Annotated in this window: 16 protein-coding genes; 10 read left to right on the top strand and 6 right to left on the bottom strand. The window is 41.4% G+C overall.

The genetic code is table 11. From position 1 onward, the window contains the following. Positions 1 to 136 precede the first annotated feature (136 nt). The 3 genes from glgB to BM176_RS09435 all read left to right on the top strand — a co-directional run bounded on the left by glgB (position 137) and on the right by BM176_RS09435 (position 3,842). Positions 137 to 2,092 (top strand): 1,4-alpha-glucan branching protein GlgB, encoded by a 1,956-nt coding sequence (gene glgB / locus BM176_RS09445; RefSeq protein ID WP_255373481.1) that lies wholly within the window; start codon positions 137 to 139, stop codon positions 2,090 to 2,092. 178 nt (positions 2,093 to 2,270) lie between these two features. Beyond that, positions 2,271 to 3,161, top strand: a complete 891-nt coding sequence (locus tag BM176_RS09440) for a DUF4382 domain-containing protein (RefSeq protein WP_090102176.1) — start codon at positions 2,271 to 2,273, stop codon at positions 3,159 to 3,161. A gap of 90 nt (positions 3,162 to 3,251) precedes the next feature. Beyond that, on the top strand, positions 3,252 to 3,842 hold the full coding sequence (locus BM176_RS09435; protein WP_090102174.1) for a toxin-antitoxin system YwqK family antitoxin: 591 nt from the start codon (positions 3,252 to 3,254) through the stop codon (positions 3,840 to 3,842). A gap of 2 nt (positions 3,843 to 3,844) precedes the next feature. On the opposite strand, the gene BM176_RS09430 is transcribed toward BM176_RS09435, so the two are convergent. From BM176_RS09430 to BM176_RS09415, 4 genes are all read right to left on the bottom strand, one after another. Continuing rightward, a complete protein-coding gene (locus tag BM176_RS09430) occupies positions 3,845 to 4,519 on the bottom strand; it encodes a phosphatase PAP2 family protein (protein ID WP_090102172.1) in 675 nt (224 codons plus the stop codon). Between the two features lie 177 nt (positions 4,520 to 4,696). Then, positions 4,697 to 5,077: a KGG domain-containing protein gene (locus tag BM176_RS32720; protein WP_218162172.1), complete on the bottom strand. Its 381-nt coding sequence runs from the start codon at positions 5,075 to 5,077 to the stop codon at positions 4,697 to 4,699. A 527-nt stretch (positions 5,078 to 5,604) separates the two neighbouring features. After that, positions 5,605 to 8,001, bottom strand: coding sequence for a glycoside hydrolase family 31 protein (locus tag BM176_RS09420; protein WP_090102170.1), 2,397 nt, complete (start codon positions 7,999 to 8,001; stop codon positions 5,605 to 5,607). Positions 8,002 to 8,292: 291 nt separating this feature from the next. After that, positions 8,293 to 9,321: a beta propeller repeat protein gene (locus BM176_RS09415; protein WP_090102168.1), complete on the bottom strand. Its 1,029-nt coding sequence runs from the start codon at positions 9,319 to 9,321 to the stop codon at positions 8,293 to 8,295. A 214-nt stretch (positions 9,322 to 9,535) separates the two neighbouring features. Here BM176_RS09415 and BM176_RS09410 point away from each other — a divergent pair, with 214 nt between their 5' ends. After that, positions 9,536 to 12,601 (top strand): sensor histidine kinase, encoded by a 3,066-nt coding sequence (locus BM176_RS09410; protein ID WP_143097762.1) that lies wholly within the window; start codon positions 9,536 to 9,538, stop codon positions 12,599 to 12,601. A 70-nt stretch (positions 12,602 to 12,671) separates the two neighbouring features. Continuing rightward, positions 12,672 to 13,337, top strand: coding sequence for a response regulator transcription factor (locus BM176_RS09405; RefSeq protein WP_090102165.1), 666 nt, complete (start codon positions 12,672 to 12,674; stop codon positions 13,335 to 13,337). 313 nt (positions 13,338 to 13,650) lie between these two features. On the opposite strand, the gene BM176_RS32425 is transcribed toward BM176_RS09405, so the two are convergent. Then, positions 13,651 to 13,806, bottom strand: a complete 156-nt coding sequence (locus tag BM176_RS32425; protein ID WP_177230355.1) for a hypothetical protein — start codon at positions 13,804 to 13,806, stop codon at positions 13,651 to 13,653. Positions 13,807 to 14,250: 444 nt separating this feature from the next. On the opposite strand from BM176_RS32425, the gene BM176_RS09400 reads away from it, so the two are divergent. The 5 genes from BM176_RS09400 (at position 14,251) to BM176_RS09380 (ending at position 22,184) form a co-directional block, all read left to right on the top strand. Continuing rightward, positions 14,251 to 16,143 (top strand): DNA topoisomerase IV subunit B, encoded by a 1,893-nt coding sequence (locus BM176_RS09400; RefSeq protein WP_090102163.1) that lies wholly within the window; start codon positions 14,251 to 14,253, stop codon positions 16,141 to 16,143. A gap of 1 nt (position 16,144) precedes the next feature. Continuing rightward, positions 16,145 to 16,975, top strand: a complete 831-nt coding sequence (locus BM176_RS09395) for a DUF1835 domain-containing protein (protein ID WP_090102161.1) — start codon at positions 16,145 to 16,147, stop codon at positions 16,973 to 16,975. Beyond that, positions 16,972 to 17,370, top strand: coding sequence for a hypothetical protein (locus tag BM176_RS09390; RefSeq protein WP_090102159.1), 399 nt, complete (start codon positions 16,972 to 16,974; stop codon positions 17,368 to 17,370). Before BM176_RS09395 ends, BM176_RS09390 begins: the two co-directional genes overlap by 4 nt. Before the next feature lie 4 nt (positions 17,371 to 17,374). Next, positions 17,375 to 19,909, top strand: a complete 2,535-nt coding sequence (locus BM176_RS09385) for a DNA gyrase/topoisomerase IV subunit A (protein WP_090102158.1) — start codon at positions 17,375 to 17,377, stop codon at positions 19,907 to 19,909. A 316-nt stretch (positions 19,910 to 20,225) separates the two neighbouring features. Further along, positions 20,226 to 22,184 carry a M1 family metallopeptidase gene (locus tag BM176_RS09380; protein WP_090102156.1) on the top strand — a complete coding sequence of 653 codons (1,959 nt, stop codon included), beginning with the start codon at positions 20,226 to 20,228 and terminating at the stop codon, positions 22,182 to 22,184. A gap of 101 nt (positions 22,185 to 22,285) precedes the next feature. On the opposite strand, the gene bla is transcribed toward BM176_RS09380, so the two are convergent. Further along, the gene (gene bla / locus BM176_RS09375; protein WP_090102154.1) at positions 22,286 to 23,155 is read right to left on the bottom strand and encodes a subclass B3 metallo-beta-lactamase; all 870 of its coding nucleotides are present in this window, start codon (positions 23,153 to 23,155) and stop codon (positions 22,286 to 22,288) included. Between the last annotated feature and the right edge of the window lie 137 nt (positions 23,156 to 23,292).

Raw genomic sequence — 23,292 nt, 5'->3', positions numbered from 1 at the left:
GGAAAGGGATGCAGAATATTCGCAGGGGATCCTGGCATTATGCCGGGATCCCTTTTTTGTTGGCCGGATAGTTGCAAAATATAACAGCTGTTCCTGCTTGTACGGGATTGCAAATCTAAAATTTGAACTATCTTGTATGTCTAGTGCCTTCCTTGTTATGACAAAAGAAAAAAAGCAGAATTTACAATCAGTAGAGCCCTTTTCGTTATTCTCTGCGAAAGACATTGAATTATTCCAGGCAGGTACACATGCCCACCTGTATGAAAAATTTGGTGCGCATAGCCTGGAATACGAAGGGATTGCGGGTACCTACTTTGCAGTATGGGCGCCTAATGCTGCTTATATTTCAGTAATAGGGGATTTTAATGATTGGGATCATTACCGTCACACCTTGTATCCCCGCTGGGATAAATCCGGTATATGGGAAGGCTTTATTCCGCATGTTAAACAGGGAACCCGATATAAATATTTTATCCGTTCAAATTCCGGGGAAGAACTGCAAAAGGGAGATCCGTACGCCAACTACTGGGAAGTTCGTCCTAAAACAGCCTCTGTTACCTGGCAGCTAAATTATAAGTGGAAAGATAAAAAGTGGATGGATCATCGCGCTAAACATAACAGTTTAACAAGTCCTTACTCTGTTTATGAAGTCCATCTGGGATCCTGGCGCCGTCCGGATCCTTCCAATCATGAAGTATTTTATTCTTATAAGGAAATAGCTGAAAGGCTGGTTCCTTATGTAAAAGATATGGGGTTTACACATGTGGAACTGATGCCCGTGATGGAACATCCTTTTGATGGGTCCTGGGGATACCAGGGTACCGGTTATTATGCACCCACTTCACGTTATGGCTCCCCACAGGATTTTATGGCTTTTGTGGATGCATTTCACGAAGCCGGTATTGGTGTGATACTGGACTGGGTACCTTCGCATTTTCCTTATGATGCGCATGGACTATTCCGCTTTGACGGATCACATGTTTACGAGTATGGAGATATGCGCAAGGGATTTCACCCCGACTGGAACAGTTATATTTTTAATTACGGACGTAATGAAGTACGGTCGTTCTTATTAAGTAATGCGATATTCTGGCTGGATAAGTTTCATGCAGACGGGTTGCGGGTAGATGCTGTGGCATCAATGATCCATCTTAGCTATTCACGTCCCGCAGGTACCTGGGAGCCGAATGAACATGGTGGTCCGGAGAACCTGGAAGCTATTTCTTTCCTGAAAAATATGAATGAAACTATTTACAAACTCTTTCCCGATGTGCAGACGATAGCGGAGGAGTCAACTTCATTCTATGGTGTATCCCGTCCTACATTTATGGGCGGACTGGGATTCGGTATGAAATGGATGATGGGCTGGATGAATGATACCCTCAGGTATTTTAAAACGGATCCATTGCTGCGTAAGTGGGAGCAGGACAGGCTCACTTTTAGTATCACTTATGCTTTTACGGAGAACTTCATGTTACCGCTTAGTCATGACGAAGTAGTGCATGGAAAATCTCCTATGTTATATAAAATGCCGGGAGATGACTGGCAGAAGTTTGCAAATGCGCGACTGATGTATAGTTATATGTTCACGCACCCGGGAACCAAACTACTGTTTATGGGAGACGAGTTCGGACAAACATCCGAATGGAATTTCCGTTCAGAGCTGGACTGGCATCTGATGAAGCATGAATCCCATCAGGGATTACAACGATTTGTAAAGGCATTGAATAACCTTTATACTTCTTATCCTGCACTTTATGCAAAGCAGTTTGAATATTATGGTTTTGAGTGGGTGATTATATCTGATTACGATAATTGCGTTCTCGGTTATAAACGTAAAGGCCTGGCACCAGAAGATGATCTGCTGATAGTATTGAATATGACACCTATACCCCGGGAGGATTATTTAATTGGCATGGAGGAGGAGGGAACCTGGACAGAAATCCTGAATAGTGATGCCCCGCAATTTTTTGGAAGTGGAGTTATGAATACATCACCGGTTACTACCCAAAAGGAATTTTTTAATGGGAAAAATTATACAATAAAATTAAGGCTTCCGCCGCTTGGAGCGGCTATTTTTAAGAGGAACTGATCAATACCCCTGACTGTTAACACTTTAAAATATTTTATACTCTGTTAAACTTTTGTTTATTTTGCCAATCTAAAGAATGCCTACTTAGAAAAGTACTAAAGACGAGTAACACACGTTTAATAGTCCGGAATACTTTTTAAGGAAGTATTTTTTATTAACCATAAACAAATTCTTTATCATGAGAACCTATCTCCGAAACAACGGATGGTGGCTGGCAATTACTATGCTTCTGGCTGTCATCGTCTACTCCTGCAAAAAAGACGATTCTGCATCAACAACAATGTCAGCAAATCAGCAAAGGCTGAATGTTTATTTTACCGACAACCCAGGTTATTTTGACAATGTTTTCCTGGATATCCGTAAAGTGGAAGTATTGATCGACACTTGCAGCAGTACAGACAATGACGATTTTGGTAACGATTACAACCGTTGCTGGTGGGGTGAAGACCATCGCGACGACAAAGATTCCTGCCAGGTATGGGATTCATTACCTATCCGCGCGGGAGTGTATGATGTACTGTCTCTCCGTAATGGTACAGATACCTTACTGGGTAATGGTGTAGTACCAAAAGGTATTGTAAAAAAGATCGTAATTACACTGGGCAGCAACAATTCGCTGGTTAAAGACAGTGTGACTTATCCTTTGAAATCACCTTCCGGTCAGGTACGTATTGTTATACAGGTACGTCATAACGAATGGGAAGAAACTACAACAGACAATTTCCGTCTGTGGCTGGACTTCGACATCGATCGTTCTGTTGTTCAAACTGGTAACAACAAGTTTATCCTGCGTCCGGTGATCCACGTATTCACTGCAAAACAAACAGGTAGCATTTCCGGTAAAGTTACACCTGCAGATGCATGGCCTGTAATTACACTCTTCAATGACACTGACACTGCATATGCTTTGCCATGGAAAAACGGAGAGTATAAATTAAGAGGTTTGAAAGCTGGTACATATAGTTTGTTTGTAAATGCATCCAATGGCTATAAGGATACCACTCTCACAGGGGTAACTGTAGAAAAAGGAAAAAATACCAGTTTAGATCAGATCAAACTGAGTAAGTAATTCTGGCAGGACAAGCGACAAGATACGATTTTGGCCGGTGCATACTTTTTGCACCGGCTTTTTTTTTATTAACTTGCGTCAAATGAACCTATGACAAAACTGATAGTATTTTCTTTTTTACAATTAATGATGTTTGGAGCGTTTGCGCAGGAAAAAACCAACCAGGTAGATGCACAGAAACACAAACAGGGCCCGTGGTCTGAACAAATGCCTGAAATTAAGGGAGAACCCGGTTATACCTGGGAAGGCACTTATGTAAATGATCTGAAAGAAGGATTATGGAAAAAATATGCAGAATCCGGCGGTATTATAGCGGAGGAAACCTTTAAACATGGAGTATTGAATGGCCACAGCCGGTACTTTTATTCCAATGGGCTGGTGAGCGCAGAAGGTTCATTTGTAGCTGTAGATATAGATGGACAAAAAGATACTTACCGGGTAATAGATCCGATTACCGGTGAGGAAAAAATGGAAGAAATACCACGTAATGCCAATTCTGTAAGAAATGGCGTATGGAAGATTTATGATGAAGAAGGTCATATGACCAAAGAATACTACAAAAGAGGAGAACCCGTATCTCCCGAAGAACTGGATACTCTTGCACCCACTACTCCTGTTCGCAAAGCCCCTCCGGCTTTTTTACCACATCAGGGTACCGGCGGGAAAAAAAACAAACACTAAAATTATGCGGTTTTCCTGCTTAAAGAGCCTTGCCAGAAGTCTTTTTGCAGGAAAGCCTGCTTGTCGAACCAGGAAAGCCACAATATAGTAACAGATACTGCCACGAATGAACCTGCAGTCACATCTTCAAAGAAGTGCTGACTCATATACATGCGGGAATATGCCACCAGTAATGCAAGGAACAGGTAGAGAAAACCATAGACTTTACGGGGAGTGATATAAGTAAGCACCACGGCGGCCGTAAATGCACATACCGTATGTCCGGAAGGGAAGCTGAAATGATTGGATAATACTTCTACATCAGGAACATAATAGATAGGACGGGCCACTGCACTAAAATATAATTTGGGCCTGGGCGCTTCAAATAGTGTTTTTAATGGCACGTTGACCAGCAAGGTGAGGAGGTAGCTGCTACCCAGCAACAAGCTTTTTCTGTAGCTTACAAAGAGCAGCAGGAGGGGAAGTACAAAAGCGGTAACAGTACTGCCCATTTCTGTAGCATATGGAAAGAAAATATCACCTGCATGGAAATGTAAACCATTAATGAAGAAATAAATATCCTCTTTGGTAAAAGCAATTTTGATGCAAAGTGCGCAGATCAGGATAACTGTGTAGGGAATCAGGAATGTCTTTATTTTCTGGAAGGTATTGGCAACAGGATAGAATGTTTTTTGCAACTTGAGAATGTTAAAATGGTTAGCATTAGGTAGATGCCACAAATGTATAAAAAAAGGGCTGTACCAAAAGTATGATACAGCCTTTTATTTGAGTCTGTAACGGGCATAATGCTTCATTTCAGAGACTCTAAAGTCCTTGATACACAGTTTTAGAATGAATAAGAGAGGGAATTGTTACTATAGTGAGGTATCTTTTTTTCTTTTATTGTGGGCAGCTTCTCCTCCCTTTTTCCCTATTTCAGCCATGTGCTGCCTGTTTCTGCTCACAGCTACTCCACCTTTACGACCAGCCTCGCGGGCTTCAGTAGAATTAAACTCATGAGCAACACCTTGTGCATGCGCTGCACGTCCACCTTTACTGGCAATCTGTTTTTGTAATTGCGCATCCATCGAAGCAAAACCACGTTTGTCTTTCCTGTTTGCAGGTTCTTCCTTGGAGTCACTTTGAGATTTGTGCCCAGGTGTAGTGCTGGAATGTTGATTTTGAGACTCGTTGGAGTGTTCCCTTTCCTGTTTTTCGTGGTCGCGTGTGAAGTGATTACTTTGTTCTGCAGCCATAAGAATCAAATTTGACGGTTTAAAAAAATGGGTTCCATTTAACGCTATACGTATTAAGTATATTCTGTAGAGTGTGGCACAACTACCATGCCGCGTATGCCTAACATGTTGTATAACAGGTTTTCAATGATTATTAGGAATATTTCGTGGAGTATGGTTAACAATATGTAGCACGATAAGGACAGAATGAACAAATAATGCCGCTTTTAAACGGGATGTTAATTTTTTATGTAGAAATCACTGTAGATTTTCGCTTCGTAACATCCCGTTAACAGTTTTTCATTCATTCATTAATAGTAGCTCTGTTCATTTTGTTCATTGTATGAATAAGGGTGTCTGGCATTTTGAGCATAGTTTATAACAGCCTACTTTTGAATTAACTCTAAAGTTGGCATAGGTTATGAAAAGGCACTAAGATCTCCATCTAAAGTGCCCTTTTTTTTAAAACTATTATGAGGTTAAAACAAAAAAATCCCAAATTCTTTACGAGAATTTGGGATCTGTATTTATATAAAAGAGTGTTGTTATTATTTGATAATAAGGAGTTCGAAATTTCGCTCAACAACTATCTTTACAACATTATTCACAAAGTTACTGTTTGTGAGTTTGAATGATTTGCCATCTACCACATATTCTTTCGCTTTAAAGGGCAAGCCATGAACCTGTACGCTGTGGCGTTTGTAAGCAGCTTTGTATTGTCCAAAGAATTTCTTTCTTAACTCAAAATGCTGCTTGTCTGATGTCTGTTTAAAACGGATATCATTATACAGTCCATTTTTATATCCATAATGATCTCCGGCATCTTCATAAAGAGAACTGCTGGTTACCTGATCGCTATAATATACATGGAGGATCATCTCTTCAGAAAGATCTCTTTGTTCTACATACTGGATTTTGTCATAGTTTGGAATCACTGCACCTGCTTTTACAAAGAGTGGCATTTCTTCCAGTGGTGTGGCTATTTTGACAAGTTGAGCACCAATATATACAGTATCGTTAAAGTAGTAGTACCATTTACCTTCCGGCAGGTAAATCTCTTTTTCCTTCATACCGGGCTCTGATACATGTGCTACAAGCAATGAATCTCCCATCATAAATTCATGAGAACGGTCCAGTGCTTTTTCATCATTCTGTGCCACGAAAGAGAGGGGTCTCAGCATAGGCGTACCATATTTGCTGTACTGCTGAAAAGTGGTGTACATATATGGAAGCAGCTGATAACGCAACTGGATGAACTTCTTTGTAAGCGTTTCATATTCTGCGCCAAAGCTCCATGGTTCCTGGTTGAAACCGGTTTCATTACTCGCAGAGTGTGTACGCATAAGCGGATGAAATACCGCCAGCTGAATCCATCTTAAATAGAGTTCTCCATCCGGTTCACCAATAAAACCTCCGATGTCACTGCCTGCAAAAGAGATTCCGGATATAGCCAGGCGCTGACACTGTATAGAAGCCAGCCACAGGTGATCCCAGCTTGAAACATTATCGCCTGTCCACAGGGAAGACCAGCGTTGTGCACCAGCATAACATGAACGGGATATCACAAAAGGCCGGTTTGGCATCAGGAATTTCCTCATTCCGGCAGCTGTAGCTTTACTCATTAAATGGCCGTAAACATTATGAGCTTTTCTATGGCTCACGGCTTCTCCATCGTAGTCATGGCGAACGTCTTCAGGGAAAGTTCCCATTTCAAAAACGGCAGGTTCGTTCATATCATTCCATACTCCTCTTACTCCGGTTTCCACTAATTCTTTGAAGAGCCCGGCCCACCATTTGCGTACTTCCGGATTGGTATAATCGGGAAAAACACACTTGCCCGGCCACACATCACCTTCCATCAAAGCTCCATCCTGCCGCTTACAGAAGTAGTCGTATTGTGTACCTTGCTGGTAAATATTATAATCGGGATCTACCTTAATACCCGGATCTATGATCACCACTACTTTAAAGCCCTGTGCGGCCAGTTCTTTTATAAGTCCTGCAGGATCAGGGAATCCCTCTTTGCTCCACGTAAAGCAACGGAAACCTTCCATATAGTCGATGTCCAGGTGAATTACATCGCAGGGTATTTCACGTTTGCGGAATTCTGCCGCTATTTCTTTCACTCTTTTATCCGGATAATAACTCCAGCGGCATTGCTGATAGCCCAGTGCCCACAGAGGCGGGAGTTCCGGCGTACCTGTAATGCTGGTATATGCTTCGGCCACCTTTATTAATTCAGGGCCATAAATAAAGTAGTAGTTCATTTCACCGCCTCTTGCCCAGAAGCTGGTTACACCTTCTCTTTCTTTACCAAAATCAAAGATGGTGCGGAAAGTATTATCGAAGAAGATGCCATAACCCATGCCTTTGTGCAGCCCATAGTAGAAAGGTATGTTACGGTATAACGGATCTGTATCTTTCTGATAACCGTAAGCATCGGTGCCGTAGTTTTCAACACGTTTTTCAAAAAGGTTGAGATGGGTAGGTTTATCACCCATTCCAAAGAAGCGTTCTCCTTCCTGAACCTGCTTGCTGCAATACACAATTTTACCACCTTTCTGCAGATAGTACTGCCAGTGGAAGCCCATCTCATCCTGGTTGATGATGTGGCCTTCCTTATCGGTAATAGTGAGGCGCATATCATCGCGTGCTATAAATACACGCAGGGCATCGGTATAGAGTTCGAATGTTTCTTCAAATTCAAGAATTCCGAAGTTAACGGGAGACTCTTCCAGGCGATCGCTTACTGCATAGGAGAAGTCGCGTTGAAATTTGCCATCGGATGCATAGCGGAAGCGGATGATTTTATCTGAGATGATCCTGATCTCAAGGATGGTTTCTGATGTATAAAAATAGAAGTAATTACCTTCTTTTTTCCATTCTTTGATGATATCCGGATAGTGCTTGGCCGAATATTTACCTGACGAGGTTGTTACTTGCATAGTTGGCGTTTAATAATTCCCAAATCCTTGTTTTCGTCAGTATAACTCATACGTACTGAATTGAAACATATAGATTACCGATCCTTATCGAAACTCAAATTACTCAAAAAAATATTGTTTTATCATTGTTTTACGATAGACCTCATTAAACCCGCGTTTACCTTTAAAAATAATACATTGGCGAAAATGTTTATACAAGGGATTAATGTAGCTATTATCTTCAGGAATAATAAAATACTTTTTGCTTTAACCTAATTTTTGCCGGGGGTGTTTTCGCAACACCCCTTACTTTCACGGGTTGCCAACAAGCTCTGCTATTCTTTCTTTTCCTGCCAGCCATACACTTTTCCCGCCCGGCGATACTGCAATTGCATGAAATCCTGTATCACTGAGTTTATACCAGTGCAGACCTCCATCTTTTGAAAGATCCGTGCCAGATGTACCTGTGGCAATCAATATTTTTGCTGAAACATATTTTACACAGGATCGGTATCCACCCGGAGGCAGCAAGGGGCTTTTCCAGTGCAAACCAGCATCATCCGTTATTAAACAATTATTTCTTTTAATTGTATCATTCATATAATCTCCGCCAATTGCAATACCGTTCTGCCGGTTATAAAATGCCACAGAAAAAGCACCGGTACCGGAACGTCCCTGGATCATAGGCCAGTTAACAGCTTTCCAGTGATGCCATCCTGAAAAAAAACGGCTTACAGTACCCCCACTTACAAAACAGGCATTACCATCCGAAAGTTTGGTTATACTGGAATTACTGGCAGCAAAAATAGCCTCGCCATCTTTTGCAACTGGTTGTATTTCAGTTGCAGCCGGTTGCCAGGAGAGTCCGCCATCATGAGTATAGATGATTGTGAATCTGCCATTTAAGGGATCGCCGATAGCCATACCTTCCTGTTCATTCCTGAAAGTCATACCATCGAAGAAAATTCCTTTGGTATCGTTGTAATAAACCTGATTCCAGGTTTTTCCTCCATTGGTAGTTAATACAATTCTTGCTGGTTCGCCTGCATTCAACAGCAGCGCCCGCTGACTGCTGAATGCAATAATTGTGCGCCAGTCGCATGTATCATAACCTGGAACTGACATCCAATTCCATTGTTTTCCCCTGTTTGTAGTGAAACCAACTTTCCCTTCAGTGCCTGATACCCATAATACGGAGTCGTTTACAGCGCTCATACCGCGGATACTTTTAATGGGAGGGGTTTCCAGCATATGAATAACATATGAATCCTGCGCTGTTGCCGCAGTTAACAATAGTAAAAGTGGTAGTGTAAAACCCAGGTAATTTTTTATAGATACCATTTTGTGATAATTTATGGTTAAGTTGTATGACAAGAAAAATACAAAATCATACGAAAGTGTGAAGTAGATTTATATATTTGCAAGTACTGCGTTTTTTGTGACTCAGTGGGTGCTAATTACTAACCTCCATAATAATACTATTAAATCATTGCAATCGCCGGCGCAGATAACGAGAATTATTTTATTGTCTTTCCTATGCATCTTACCAGTGACTGTGTTACATGCACAGGAAAAGCCTTATATCTTTGATTCTTATGGAGTAAATGAGGGTTTGTCGCAGAATTCTGTTTATGATATCCTGGAAGATAACCAGGGGTTTATGTGGATTTGTACACACGATGGGGTAAACAGGTTTGATGGTTATGTGTTTAATGAATATCGTTTTAACCCCAGTTTGCAGGCTATTGACGGGCAGGGCAAGGGAAACCTGGGTGTGAGGTCCAATACCGGCGGACGTGCCCTTATTAACCGGTTTGCGCTGAAAGGATATAAAGGTTATTCGCTGTACCGGAACAGGAGGAGGCAATTGATACTCACTCATAATTACGGGATCAGTGTATATGATGAATACAAGAACTCTTTTGAAAAAACCAGGCTGGAAGATACCGTTTGGGCAAATAATGCAGAACGGGACAGCGGTGTTAAATTCCGCATCCTGGGAGAAGATACAGTAACACATAGTCTTTGGGTATGGCGACCCATGAAAGGATTATATGTACTGAACGACTCCACATATGGTATCAAGCGGGTTATCATGTATCCGCCTGCCATTACCCGCAAAGGGTTAGTTGCACAGGCAGTATTGAAAGATGGTAATACTATCTGGATGAATTTTGAGCCAGGAGAGTTGCATGCAATGGATACAAAAACGTTGCGGCTTACCACTTACTGCCTGCCAGGTATTACCAGTCATGCAGTACTGCGCAACCTGAACAAAGATTCCCTGATTATTGCCAGCAGGGGGCATATCGTGATCTTCAATAAGAAACTTAATAAATATACTGACCTGCCGCTGGTGCAGCAGCATGAAAAGGATCAGACTTTCGCGCCTTTTTGCATGGAACTGGATCAAAACGGCAATGTGTGGATAGGAGGAAGTGATGGTGTGATCGTATATAACGTGCGCCGGAATGAGGTGATCAATCATATAGTGAGCTTCAATGGTTCAGAAGCACGCTCCTGGAATATTGTAACCTATTTGTACCGCGATGCGTCGGATAATATGTGGGTGGGAACAGATGGTGACGGGATTAAAAAATACTCTCCCAACAAGAAGGTATTTAACCTTTACCGTTCTCCTTTTACTACGCATAATATGGTGCGTTCCGTGTACAAACATGATGATGGTAAATTGTATGTGGGTCTGATGAACGACGGCCTGGATATTTATGAAAATGGAGGCAAGTTCCTGGAACGGTTACCCAATGAAGACAGACCTGCTCCTTTTCCGGGTGCTAACCTGAACGCTATTTGCCGGGAAGACTTTGAACATCTGTGGTTCCATTTCTCTGATATGTCCATCGGTCTGTTTAATGTGCATACCAGGAAGTTTGATAATCTTACAAAGATCGTGAAGGCGCTGGGCATGCCACCGCAGGAAGATAATTACCCTTTCCTTTTTAAACGTACCACCGGAGAAGTATACTTTAATTATGGATGTTACCTTTTACAGATTGTACCAACAGATAAAAGTTACCAGGTAGCCATTGTACATGAATTTCCGGATGAGACGCTGACCACTTATTACGAAGATTTTCTGGGTAATAAATATGTAGGCACCAAATCGGCTGTATATGTTCAAAAGGTAAGCAGTTCCCGTTGGGAAGTGATTCCGTTGCCACAGGGAACTATTGTAAAATCAATCAATAAAAATGCAAGCAAACGGTTGTTACTCGCCACTTCTAAAGGATTGTTTGTATTGGATGAAAACAACCACGTACTCAAGCATTATAACAGTTACGATTATCCTTCCCTGATCAACGATTATTTTTATGGTGTATTACTGGATGATAAAGATCGTATATGGGTGAGTCATAATAAGGGATTATCCCAGATCAATCCTGTGGATGATGAGATCACTACGTTTAATTATGAAGATGGATTACAATCCAATGAGTTTAATACAGGCGCGTTTTTTAAGTCGCTCGACGGAGAGCTTTTCTTCGGTGGGATCCGTGGTGTGAATGGCTTTTATCCGAAGGATTTTAAGAACAACCCATCCAGACCGAAAGTAGTGATCATGCGGATGGAAGTGCTGGATAAACCATATGAATCTGATACAGCGCTGTCACTACTCAAACGGATAGAACTTCCTTATAATCATAATACAATTGCGATTGAGTTTGTGCCTTTGGAATATACCAATCCTTTAAAGAACAAGGTACAGTATAAACTGGATGGAGCAGATGAAGACTGGGTACAGGCGGGGGCTTTCCGGATGGCACGTTATACCAATCTGCGCCCGGGTACTTATACTTTTAATGTACGGGCATCAAATAATGATGATATCTGGAATGCAACACCGACTACATTAGAGATTGTAATAAAAATACCTTTCTGGCAATCATTATGGTTCCGTTTTCTCCTGCTTTTATTATTGTTAGGCGTGGCGTATTATTTCTCAACTCTATATCTTGATTATAAGATCCGTCATGAGAAGCTGAAACTGGAAAAAGAGCAGGCGGTAGACCAGGAACGGGCGCGTATTTCCAGTGATATGCATGATGACCTTGGTTCGGGATTATCTACTATCCGTTTACTGAGTGAAATAGCCAAGCGTAAATTGCAGGATAGCTCACAGACTAAAGAGCTGGAGCGTATTTCAGAAGCAGCAGGAGAACTGGTAGATAAAATGAGTGAGATCATTTGGGCAATGAATTCTTCCAATGATTCGCTGGAGAACCTGATTGCATATATGCGGAGTTTTGCGGCAGATTTCCTGGAACATGCCAATATCAGGCACCAGTTCTTTATTCCTGAAAGTATTCCTAATATTAAACTGAGTGGAGGTACCCGCCGGAATATTTATTTAGCAGTAAAAGAATCACTACACAACGTAGTGAAACATTCAAAAGCAACTGAAGTGGTGATCCGGATCGAGATGCAGCAGAATATGACTATCCTGCTGAAGGATAATGGCAAAGGGTTTGATCAGGAAAAGGTGCGATTATTTGGAAACGGGCTGAAAAATATTCAGAAGAGAATGGAATCTGTAGGAGGACATGCAGAGATTACTTCGGACAACGGAACGATAGTTTTACTAGATATACCACTTATTTAATATAGATTTGTATAATAACATGGATGTGTTATTGTGAAAGCCTTTTTTGTAACAATATAACTGATATTAAATGACTGTATACTCAAAAAAGAAGCAGGATAACATGGATGTCATATCCGTGGCAATTGTTGAAGACAACTATGATATCCGTACAGCCATGGAATTGTTAATTAATGGCTCGGATGGTTATGCTTGTATTGGTGCTTTTAACAATGGGGAAACAGCCGTAGAACAGATTCCAAGTTTGTTGCCCAACGTAGTGCTTATGGATTTCAATCTTCCGGGAGGAATGAATGGTATTCAATGCATTGCAAAGTTAAAAACAGAGTTTCCGGACATGCATTTTATGATGCTGACTGTTTATGAGGATGACGATAAGATATTCCAGGCACTGGAGGCTGGCGCAAGCGGATATATTTTAAAGAAAACGCCTCCCGGGGAATTGCTGGAAGCTATCCGTGATGTACATGAAGGAGGTTCTCCTATGAGTTCGCAGATTGCCAGAAGGGTAGTAGCTTATTTCCAGAAACAGGCTAAGCCTAATCCGGCGCTTGAAGCATTGACTTCCCGCGAAAAAGAGATCCTTGATCAGTTGTCAAAAGGCTTCCTGTATAAAGAAATTGCGAGTAACCTGTTTATCAGTATTGAAACAGTGAGAAGGCATGTACACAACATCTATGAAAAACTGCATGTACGTAGCCGTACAGATGCCGTGAACAAATATTACAACCGCTAATCCACATAGCTGAATTTTAATAAATCCGGCTCCGTAGAGGTCTTCTGTTAAGGGACTTTCACGGAGTCGGTTTTTTTATGGGCATAGCAAAAAAAATGGGCAGCAGGGACACTTTTTGTCTCTGCTACCCGATCAAAGGTCTTGTGTTACTGATTATCAGTTGGATACATTGCCCTTGCCTGTGCTGAACCTTTGAAAGGTTTTGCGCAGCAAGTGAGCAACTAATACCATTGAAGCAATTAGTAGACAAGCCAGCTTGAATATTAAACTGATTCTCATAGGGATAGAAAAATATCTTGTTAAGGAATAGTGTTTAGCGCATCATCTGCCAGGAATCAAATTTCCTCAGCAATCTGATGAAGGTATTACTCAGCTTGTTAATTGAGCGTTGCTCTTTTCTAACCAGGAAAGTAAGGAGGAGTGCTACAAAAAGCACGCATAGTAATAGGATAAAACTGGATGTTTTCATAGTTTAGGACATAGATGTTAGCGACAAGACGATTGATTGTAAATATAAAAGATTTAGTTATATAAAACGAATTTTGTGAATAACTTTTGTGAATAAATTTTTTTAATCTTTAAACAATAAATTGGTAAGCCGTATTAAAATTAAAAATACTGCATTATTCTTGTCACGTTCTTTGGTTTATGTAAATATACAGGTGACTGCCGGCCGGTTTTACTGTTTGATAATGAATTGCTTTTCATTAAATTAAGCATAGTGTATAAATTCTACTTGGGATGATACAATGAAACCTGTATTTTTGCCAGCAACCGGATTTTGCTAAAAGATTTAGTAATATTGCTACGCCGGACAGGAATGCCTCATTTGACCAATCTTGGAAACGTGGTATAGATGGCGCGTTGAAATCCGGAAACTTGTAAAACTGTAAATTGGAATTTCTATAATATTATGGCTAGTACAGATAAGAAAGAACTCTTTGCCGCGGCCTATACCGAAGACTCAATCCGGTCGCTCGACTGGCGGGAACATATCAGGCTTCGCCCCGGTATGTACATTGGAAAACTCGGAGATGGTGCCAGTATGGACGATGGTATCTATATCCTGCTGAAAGAGGTGGTAGATAACTGTATTGATGAACATACCATGGGATACGGTAAACAGGTGGAAATAAAGGTAACAGAACATAATGTTACCATCCGTGACTTTGGTCGTGGTATTCCCTTGGGAAAGGTGGTGGATGTAGTGAGTAAGATCAATACAGGTGCAAAGTACGACAGCAAGGCTTTCCAGAAGTCGGTGGGATTGAATGGTGTGGGTACCAAGGCAGTGAATGCCCTTTCCAGCTATTTCAAAGTAGAATCTTTCCGTGAAGGCCGCGCCAAAGTAGCTGAATTTGAACGTGGCGTACTTGTGAAAGAACACAAGGAAACCGCTACCAAAGAACCCAATGGTACGCTGGTTACTTTTGTACCGGATGATACCGTTTTCAGAAACTACCGCTACATCCCGGAATTCCTGGAAAACCAGATATGGAACTATTGCTTCCTGAATGCCGGGCTCACCGTTAATTTCAACGATAAGAAATATATCTCCAAAAATGGTTTGCTGGATCTGTTGCAGCGTAAAACCAATGAGGAAGATCTGCGTTACCCTATCATTCACCTGAGGGGGGAGGATATTGAAGTTGCTATTACACATGAAAACTCTTACGGCGAGGAATATTATTCCTTTGTAAATGGTCAGCATACCACCCAGGGTGGTACTCACCTGGCCGCTTTCCGTGAAGCATTCGTAAAAACCGTCCGCGAGTTCTATAAGAAGGATTATGATGCTACGGATATCCGTGCTTCCATTTGTGCGGCTGTTTCTATCAGGGTACAGGAACCTGTATTTGAATCGCAGACAAAGACCAAACTTGGTTCTCTGGTGGTATCTGAAGATGGTCCTTCCGTGAAAGCGTTTGTACTTGACTTCCTGTCTAAACACCTGAACGATTTCCTGCACAAAAATCCTTCTATCGCAGAAGCGATGAAAAAGCGTATTGAGCAGAGTGAACGTGAGCGTAAGGATCTGGCAGGGATCAAGAAACTGGCAAATGAAAGGGCTAAAAAAGCCAATCTGCATAACCGCAAACTGCGCGATTGCCGGATGCATCTGAACGAAGAGATCAGCGGTAAAGATAAAGGTGATCTGGAAACCAGGCGTTTGAACACAACCATCTTCATTACGGAAGGTGATTCTGCCAGTGGTTCCATTACCAAATCACGTAATGTGGAAACACAGGCCGTATTCAGTTTGCGGGGTAAACCACTGAACAGTTTCGGGCTTACCAAAAAGATTGTATACGAGAATGAAGAATTCAACCTGTTACAGCATGCGCTGAATATAGAAGAAGGGCTGGAAGGATTACGTTATAACAGGATTGTGGTGGCTACCGATGCCGACGTAGATGGTATGCATATCCGTTTATTGTTGCTCACTTTCTTCCTGCAATTCTTCCCCGACCTGGTAAAGAATGGTCACCTGTACATCCTTGAAACACCATTATTCAGGGTACGTAACAAGCAGGAAACTATTTACTGCTATAGTGATGAAGAAAAGCAGAGAGCGATCAAAAAGCTGGGATCAAAACCGGAGATTACCCGTTTCAAAGGGTTGGGAGAGATCTCCCCTGACGAATTCGGTACTTTTATCAGTGATGATATGAAACTTGAACCGGTGATTCTTTCCAAGGATACTCATATCCAGAAACTGCTGGAATATTATATGGGTAAAAACACACAAACACGTCAGGAGTTCATCATCGGGAACCTGCGTTATGAAAAAGATATAATAGATTAATATGGAATTAGTGCATATCGTATTTGGCGAGTCGTCTGCAACTGCACTCAGTGGCGCTTTTGAACTGGACGAGACATTGAAGGGAGAGGTACTTTATTTTGAGGATGACTTGTCAGTCGGCCCATTGTTTATATTGGACACGAAAGACGGGCAATCTGGCCGTAAACAGTGGTGGAATCAGCTTACAGGAGCACAGGTACCTGTAGTAGCAGAAGGAGCGGAAGTAGCTCCTGAAGAAGATAACGGGGATTTCGAAAAGTTCCGTCAGTTAAAAGCATTGCTGAAAGCTGAGCCTGAACAGGAAGTATGGATCTGGGCAGGACAGAACGCCCGTGATGTATGTGGTTATTATTGGCTGATCAGTCAGATGTATGACTTTGCAGGCCGTATTCATATCCTGTACCTGAATAACCTGCCATTCCTGAATGAGAAAGGCGGCTTATTTTACCCCACTCACCTGCATCAGATCATTCCTAAGGAATTCCTGAAAGCTAAAAAACTGGCACGTCCTGTTTCATTGGCGGAGTTTGAAATAGATGGAGATGAATGGAGCCGTATGATGAATGAGAATGCCGGCATCCGTTTACTGGAAGGAGGAAAGAAGATTAAAGGAGAACCTACTGTCTTTTATGATAAGGAATTGTTATCCCAGGTAACAGCTGAATTCCAGAAAGCATTTAAAGTGATAGGTCTCGTTACCGGCAAGCTGAAATATCCTGTAATGGATCAATTTCTTGGCTGGCGGCTGAAGGAGCTGATCAAACAGGAGAAAATAGAAAGCAAAGGGGAATTGAAAACGATCCGTGACTTCGAAGTGAAATTACCAGCATGATAAAGATAACGCCTATACAGCTTTTTGGAGAAGATGACAGAGGAAGCAATTATCAGTGGTTCTCAGACCGTACCGGTGATTTTATACTTTGTTATCGCAAAGCCGGCAGCAGTAGTGGCCAGCATTATCATGAAGGCAATAGTGATTATAAGAACCCGGAGATCCTGTTTCTTTTCAGCGGGAAAGCAGCTATCCACTGGTGTCCGCTGGGTGGCAGCGAAATAGAAACGTTGTATGCAGATGCCCCTGCAAGGATAGAAGTACCTATCAATGTATGGCATCAGTTTATTGCGGTAACAGACTGCTGTTTTATAGAATTAAACTCACTGGAAGATGTACAGAAAGATTCTGTACGTGTATGGAGAGAAGACTTTGAAAAGATGATCAATAAATAAATTTATGAGCGACATCGATAATACACAACCAACAGACGATTCCTTACAGAACATTATTCACATTGGAGGAATGTATGAAAGCTGGTTTCTGGATTACGCTTCATACGTGATACTGGAGCGTGCGGTACCCGGCGTGGAAGATGGGCTGAAGCCCGTACAACGCCGTATCCTGCATGCAATGAAGGAAATGGATGATGGCCGTTTTAATAAGGTGGCCAACATTGTGGGCTCTACAATGCAATATCATCCGCATGGTGATGCCTCTATCAACGATGCGATAGTAAACCTGGGGCAGAAAGATCTGCTGATAGATACACAGGGTAACTGGGGAGATGTACGTACAGGAGATGGTGCGGCAGCCGGCCGTTATATTGAAGCCCGCCTGTCTAAGTTTGCGCTGGACGTAGGCTTCAACCCTAAAACCACCACCTGGCAGTTAAGTTACGACGGTCGTAAAAACGAACCTCTGGCATTGCCTATGAAGTTCCCGATGCTGCTGGCACAGGGAGCAGAAGGTATTGCGGTGGGATTGTCTACCAAAATATTACCACACAACTTTATAGAGCTGATAGAAGCATCTATCAAATATCTGCGTGGCAAGAAGTTCGAATTGTTTCCTGATTTCATCACAGGAGGTATGGTAGACGTCGCGAATTACAACGATGGTAAACGTGGAGGAAAAGTACGTGTAAGGTCTCATATTGAAGAAAAGGACAAAAAGACACTGCTGATAAAGGATGTGCCTTATGGCGTAACCACTACAGCGCTAATGGAGTCTATCGTAAAAGCCAACGACAGTGGTAAGATCAAGATCAAGAAAGTAGTGGATAACACTGCTAAAGATGTAGAGATCGAAGTGCAGCTGGCTCCCGGTATTTCTCCGGATATCACGATTGATGCCTTATACGCATTTACAGATTGTGAAATCTCAGTATCTCCCAATGCCTGTGTGATCGTAGAGGATAAACCCCGTTTTATCACTGTGTCTGACCTGTTGAGATACTCGGCAGACTTTACCCGTGAACTGCTGAAGAGAGAGCTGCAGATAAAACTGGCAGAACTGGAAGACAAATGGCATTATACCTCATTGGAAAAGATCTTCTTTGAAAAGCAGATCTATAAGGAACTTGAGCAGAAACATAAAGACTGGGAAGCAGTACTGGTTGCGATCGACAAAGGATTCAACCCTTACAAAAAGCAACTGAAAAGAGAAATTCTGCGTGAGGATATCGTTAAACTGACAGAAAAGCCTGTACGTCGTATCTACCGCCTCGATATCAATGAACTGAATGAACAGATCAAAGGTATTGAAGCTGATATCAAGCAGGTAAAACATGACCTCGTAAACCTGGTAGATTTTGCAGTAAGCTACTACGAAAACCTTCTGAAGAAGTATGGCAAAGGACGTGAACGTATTACCGAAATCAAAACGTTCGATACCATCCAGGTGCAGCAGGTGGCTATGGCCAATACTAAGATCTATGTGAATCGTGCAGATGGTTTCATTGGCACCTCCCTGAAAAAGGATGAGTTTGTAGCTGATTGTTCGGACCTTGATAATATCATCGTTTTCCGCAGAGATGGTAAGATGCTCATTACCAAAGTATCTGATAAAACCTTTGTGGGCAAGGATATCATTCATATCGATATTTTCCGCAAAGGAGATGAACGTACTACGTACAATATGATTTACGTAGATGGTAAAAGCGGAATCAGTTATGCCAAACGTTTTAATGTAACAGGTATTACACGCGATAAGGAATACGATCTCACTATCAAAGGAGAGAAAAATTCCAAAGTACATTACTTCACTGCCAACTCTAACGGAGAAGCAGAAGTTGTAAGTATCAGACTAAGTCCTAATAGTCCGGCGCGTAATAAAGAGTTTGATCTGTACTTTGAAACAATCGCTATCAAGGGCCGTAATTCAATGGGGAACCAGGTTACTAAATACCAGATCAAGAATGTAAAGTTCAAAGAGAAAGGGGTATCTACATTGTCTGGTCTGAAGCTCTGGTACGATGAGAAAATGGGCCGCCTGAATACAGAAGAAAGAGGCATATATATAGGTGCTTTTGACGGAGAGGATAAGATCTTTGTAGCATTCAAGAACGGGCATTATGAACTCACCAACTTTGAACTCACTAACCGTTACGAAGCAGATGATGTGATCTACATTGAGAAATTCAATCCCGAAAAGGTTGTATCAGCCATCTATTATGATGCGGATAAGAAACAGTTCAATGCCAAGCGCTTCTATATAGAAACACAAACGCTGAACAATAAGTTCCTCTTTATTAAAGAAGGCAAAGGTAACTACCTGGAGTTTATCACTACCCATGCTGAACCAATCGTATTGTTAAGCAGCGGTAAGAAACGTAACCCGGATGTAGAAGAAGTAGACCTGTCAGAGTTTGTGGAAGTAACCGGTTGGAAAACGGTAGGAACCCGTATAGCAGGAGAGGAGTTGATCAGTGCAGACCTGGCATCTGATGAAGAAGAGCCGGATGAAGGAAATATACAAGGTGAGTTATTTTAAAAGCTCAATAATAAGAAAGCCGTCCTGGTATTACCGGGACGGCTTTTTGCTTTACTAAAATATTAGCAACATCCTTACTTTTTATTATATTTATATCAATCTATGTAAACCGTATTCATTGATATCTGCCCCTGTATTTTTCCTTGCTTTAGCTGGAAATATGTGAATGGACTTATATGAAGGCGTATTTATACTGAGCCATTTTACGAATCTATGTTGTCAAAGTATGCTCTGGTAAATGAATGCTGGCGGTTTTATACAAAAAAGAGGGTTAAATAATCGTTCTTAATTAAATATTCGTAAACCTACTTACTACATGGATATATTCTTTCGTAACAGGAGATTTATAAGGATTACAACCATTATTTTCCTGATTTTTACCTGTCATGTATCATCTGGTCAGTCCAGGTATAATCCTTCAGCATTGTTTCCGGCACTTCCGCTTTTACCTGCCGGTAATGAATACCGCACGGCTACCGGAGAACCGGGGCCCGCATACTGGCAGAACCAGTCAGATTATGTAATCGATGCAACTCTCGATGATCAGCAAAACCTGATTAAAGGGATTGTAACAATCTCTTATACCAATAATAGTCCCCAGGCACTTTCTTCGTTATGGGTGCAATTGGATCAGAACGTTTATAAGAAAAATTCCAGGGGAATATTGTCAGGACTGTTTCAGTACAAGAATCCTGATGAGGAGGTAAAGGATGGGGGATTTGAAATTGAGGCCGTGAAAAATAACACGGGCGATATTACTTACGATGTATATGATACGAGAATGAAATTGTCGCTTTCTGAACCACTAAAGAAAGGGCAGAAATTAACCTTCCGTATCCATTATAGTTATCGCTTTCCTGTTAATTATAAGAATGCTGATTTTCAGGTTAACAGAACAGATATTCTGCCATCTCAGAATGGCAATATTTATGCTGTAGCGCAATGGTATCCAAGAATGTGCGTATTAGATGATGTAGAAGGGTGGAACACATTGCCATATCTTGGCAATGGAGAATTTTATCTTGACTTTGGTAATTTTCAGGTGAACATAACATTACCATCATCGTACCTCGTAGAAGCGTCCGGTGATTTGATGAATCCTGAAGAAGTTTTAACCCCTGTTCAGCTTAAGAGATGGCAATCTGCTAAAGAAAGTTCTGAGCGAGTGTTTATCAGATCTGCAAAAGAGGTATTGGAAGCGTCTTCCAGACCAGCGAAGCCCACATGTACCTGGAAGTTCAGGATGGATCGTACAAGGGATTTTGCGTGGACAGCTTCCAAATCATTCATATGGGAAGCATCAGGTTTCCGGTTAGGGGATGGGAAATCTGTTATGGGTAGTTCATTGTATCCTGTAGAATCTGAGAAACGTAACAGTTGGTCAAGATCTGCGGAATACATCAAATTTACATTACAGTATTTTTCCCGGAAGTGGTTTGCTTATCCATTTAACAAAGCTGTAAATGTTGCATCTAACCTGGATGGAATGGAGTACCCCGGTATGGTGTTTTGTTCTGCCAAAGATACAGGTAACATGTATTGGGCAGTAGTAAATCATGAATTAGGTCATACCTGGTTTCCGATGGTAGTTGGCAGCAATGAGCGCAAATATGCATGGATGGATGAGGGCTTTAATCTTTTTATAGATAATATGGCAACCAAAGAATTTAATAAAGGAGAATTCATTGGTTATGCAGAAATTGATATGCCTGTCACAGCACTTTTTGCGGACACAATTGTACCTATTTTAACGCGTCCTGATGTAATACCAGGTAATCAGGTGTATCCCATCCAATATCAGAAAGTAGCCTATCTGCTGGCGTTGTTACGCAATGAGATTCTTGGAGCCGACAGGTTTGATCATGCTTTCAGAAAATATATACGTGACTGGGCATATAAACATCCAACTCCCTGGGATTTTTTTAGAAGTATGAACGCTTCTGCAGGTGAAGATCTGACATGGTTTTGGAAATCCGTGTTTATGGAAAATTTCAAATTGGATCAAAGGATTGCGAAAGTTGAAAATGCTGCTAAGAATAAGACCCTTATAACAATTGAAAATATTGAAAGAGCAGCGATGCCACTTGTAGTTGATATAACATATGTCAATGGCTCACACGAGCAGAGGTCTTTCCCTGTAGAAATATGGGAGAACAGCGCTTCATATACTTTTGCTGCCAACAAAAATGAAGTTGTTTCCAAAGTCGTTATTGACCCCGGACAGGTTTATCCTGATGTAAACAGAGGGAATAATGAGTATGAATTAAAACGATAGTAATGTTATGCTGTTCGGCTAAGTGATCTTGTTATAACGAAAATCTCCGCACCAATCATACCTGTATGATTTTCATATAGGTATGATTGGTATGAAGCTGTCTACTTCTCCTTTACTTTTTTGGAAAACTGAAGTTGTAAATCCTTCAGTTCCGCATCATACCCGGCTTTATCCATAAACGCAGCAGGATTATATTTGTCGCCGGGTTTATGTTTGGTATGAAGTCCGAACTGGCTGGCATGTGAAGCAAGCCATATATTGAAGGATAATTTTTTCATTTCGCGAAGGGTATATGCATAATCGCTGGCAATTCCCGGGTATGCAGGTATTTCTGTAAACTTTTTCTCTGTAACAATAGTGGGCATATTGGCTATTAATACACGATATGATCTTTGCTCATCCTTAACATCAAACAGAAAACTGCAGGAGCCTTTTGTATGACCAGGATGATGGAGCATTATCAGCCGTACATCTCCCAACTTTATAGTATCTCCATTATTCAGTAGCCGGTCAATCTTTACGGGTTCATATGTAGTGCCCAGGGCGTAATCAGACTTTCCTCCATCCGCCACTACTGATGAATCTCCTCTGTCAACCATCATTTTCGCGCCGGTAAGGCGCTGAATAGCTGCTGTTCCGGACATATGATCATAATGTGCTTGTGTAGTCAATAATATACGGGTATCGGCAGGCTTGAATCCTAATGTTTCAATGTTTTTGTTTATCATATCTGCCGAAGCAGCAAGCCCTGTATTAATAAGTATATTTCCTTCTGATGTAGTTATCAGATAGCTTGTCAGATCGTAGGAGCCAACATAGTACAGATTACCGGCAATACGAAATGGCTGATAAGGAGCAGACCATTCCGGATGTGTATTTTCAGGCACTGATACTGTTTGAGCATTTGCGAAGTAACCGGCAAACAATATACCGGTTATCAGTACAACTTTTTTAAAAACAGGTCTAAGCATTATTCCAAATAAATGAAAAGCTAAGGTACCATCTTTGTAAAAGAATTGTGCTACCGGTTATAAAATAATATGGTGTTGTTTTATGCCTCTCATTGATACATTTCATCTACAAGCAATACCCTTCCGGCTGCCGCATC

Source organism: Chitinophaga sp. CF118, assembly GCF_900112615.1.
Lineage (GTDB): Bacteria > Bacteroidota > Bacteroidia > Chitinophagales > Chitinophagaceae > Chitinophaga.
This window is presented reverse-complemented; position numbering and strand designations above follow the sequence as displayed.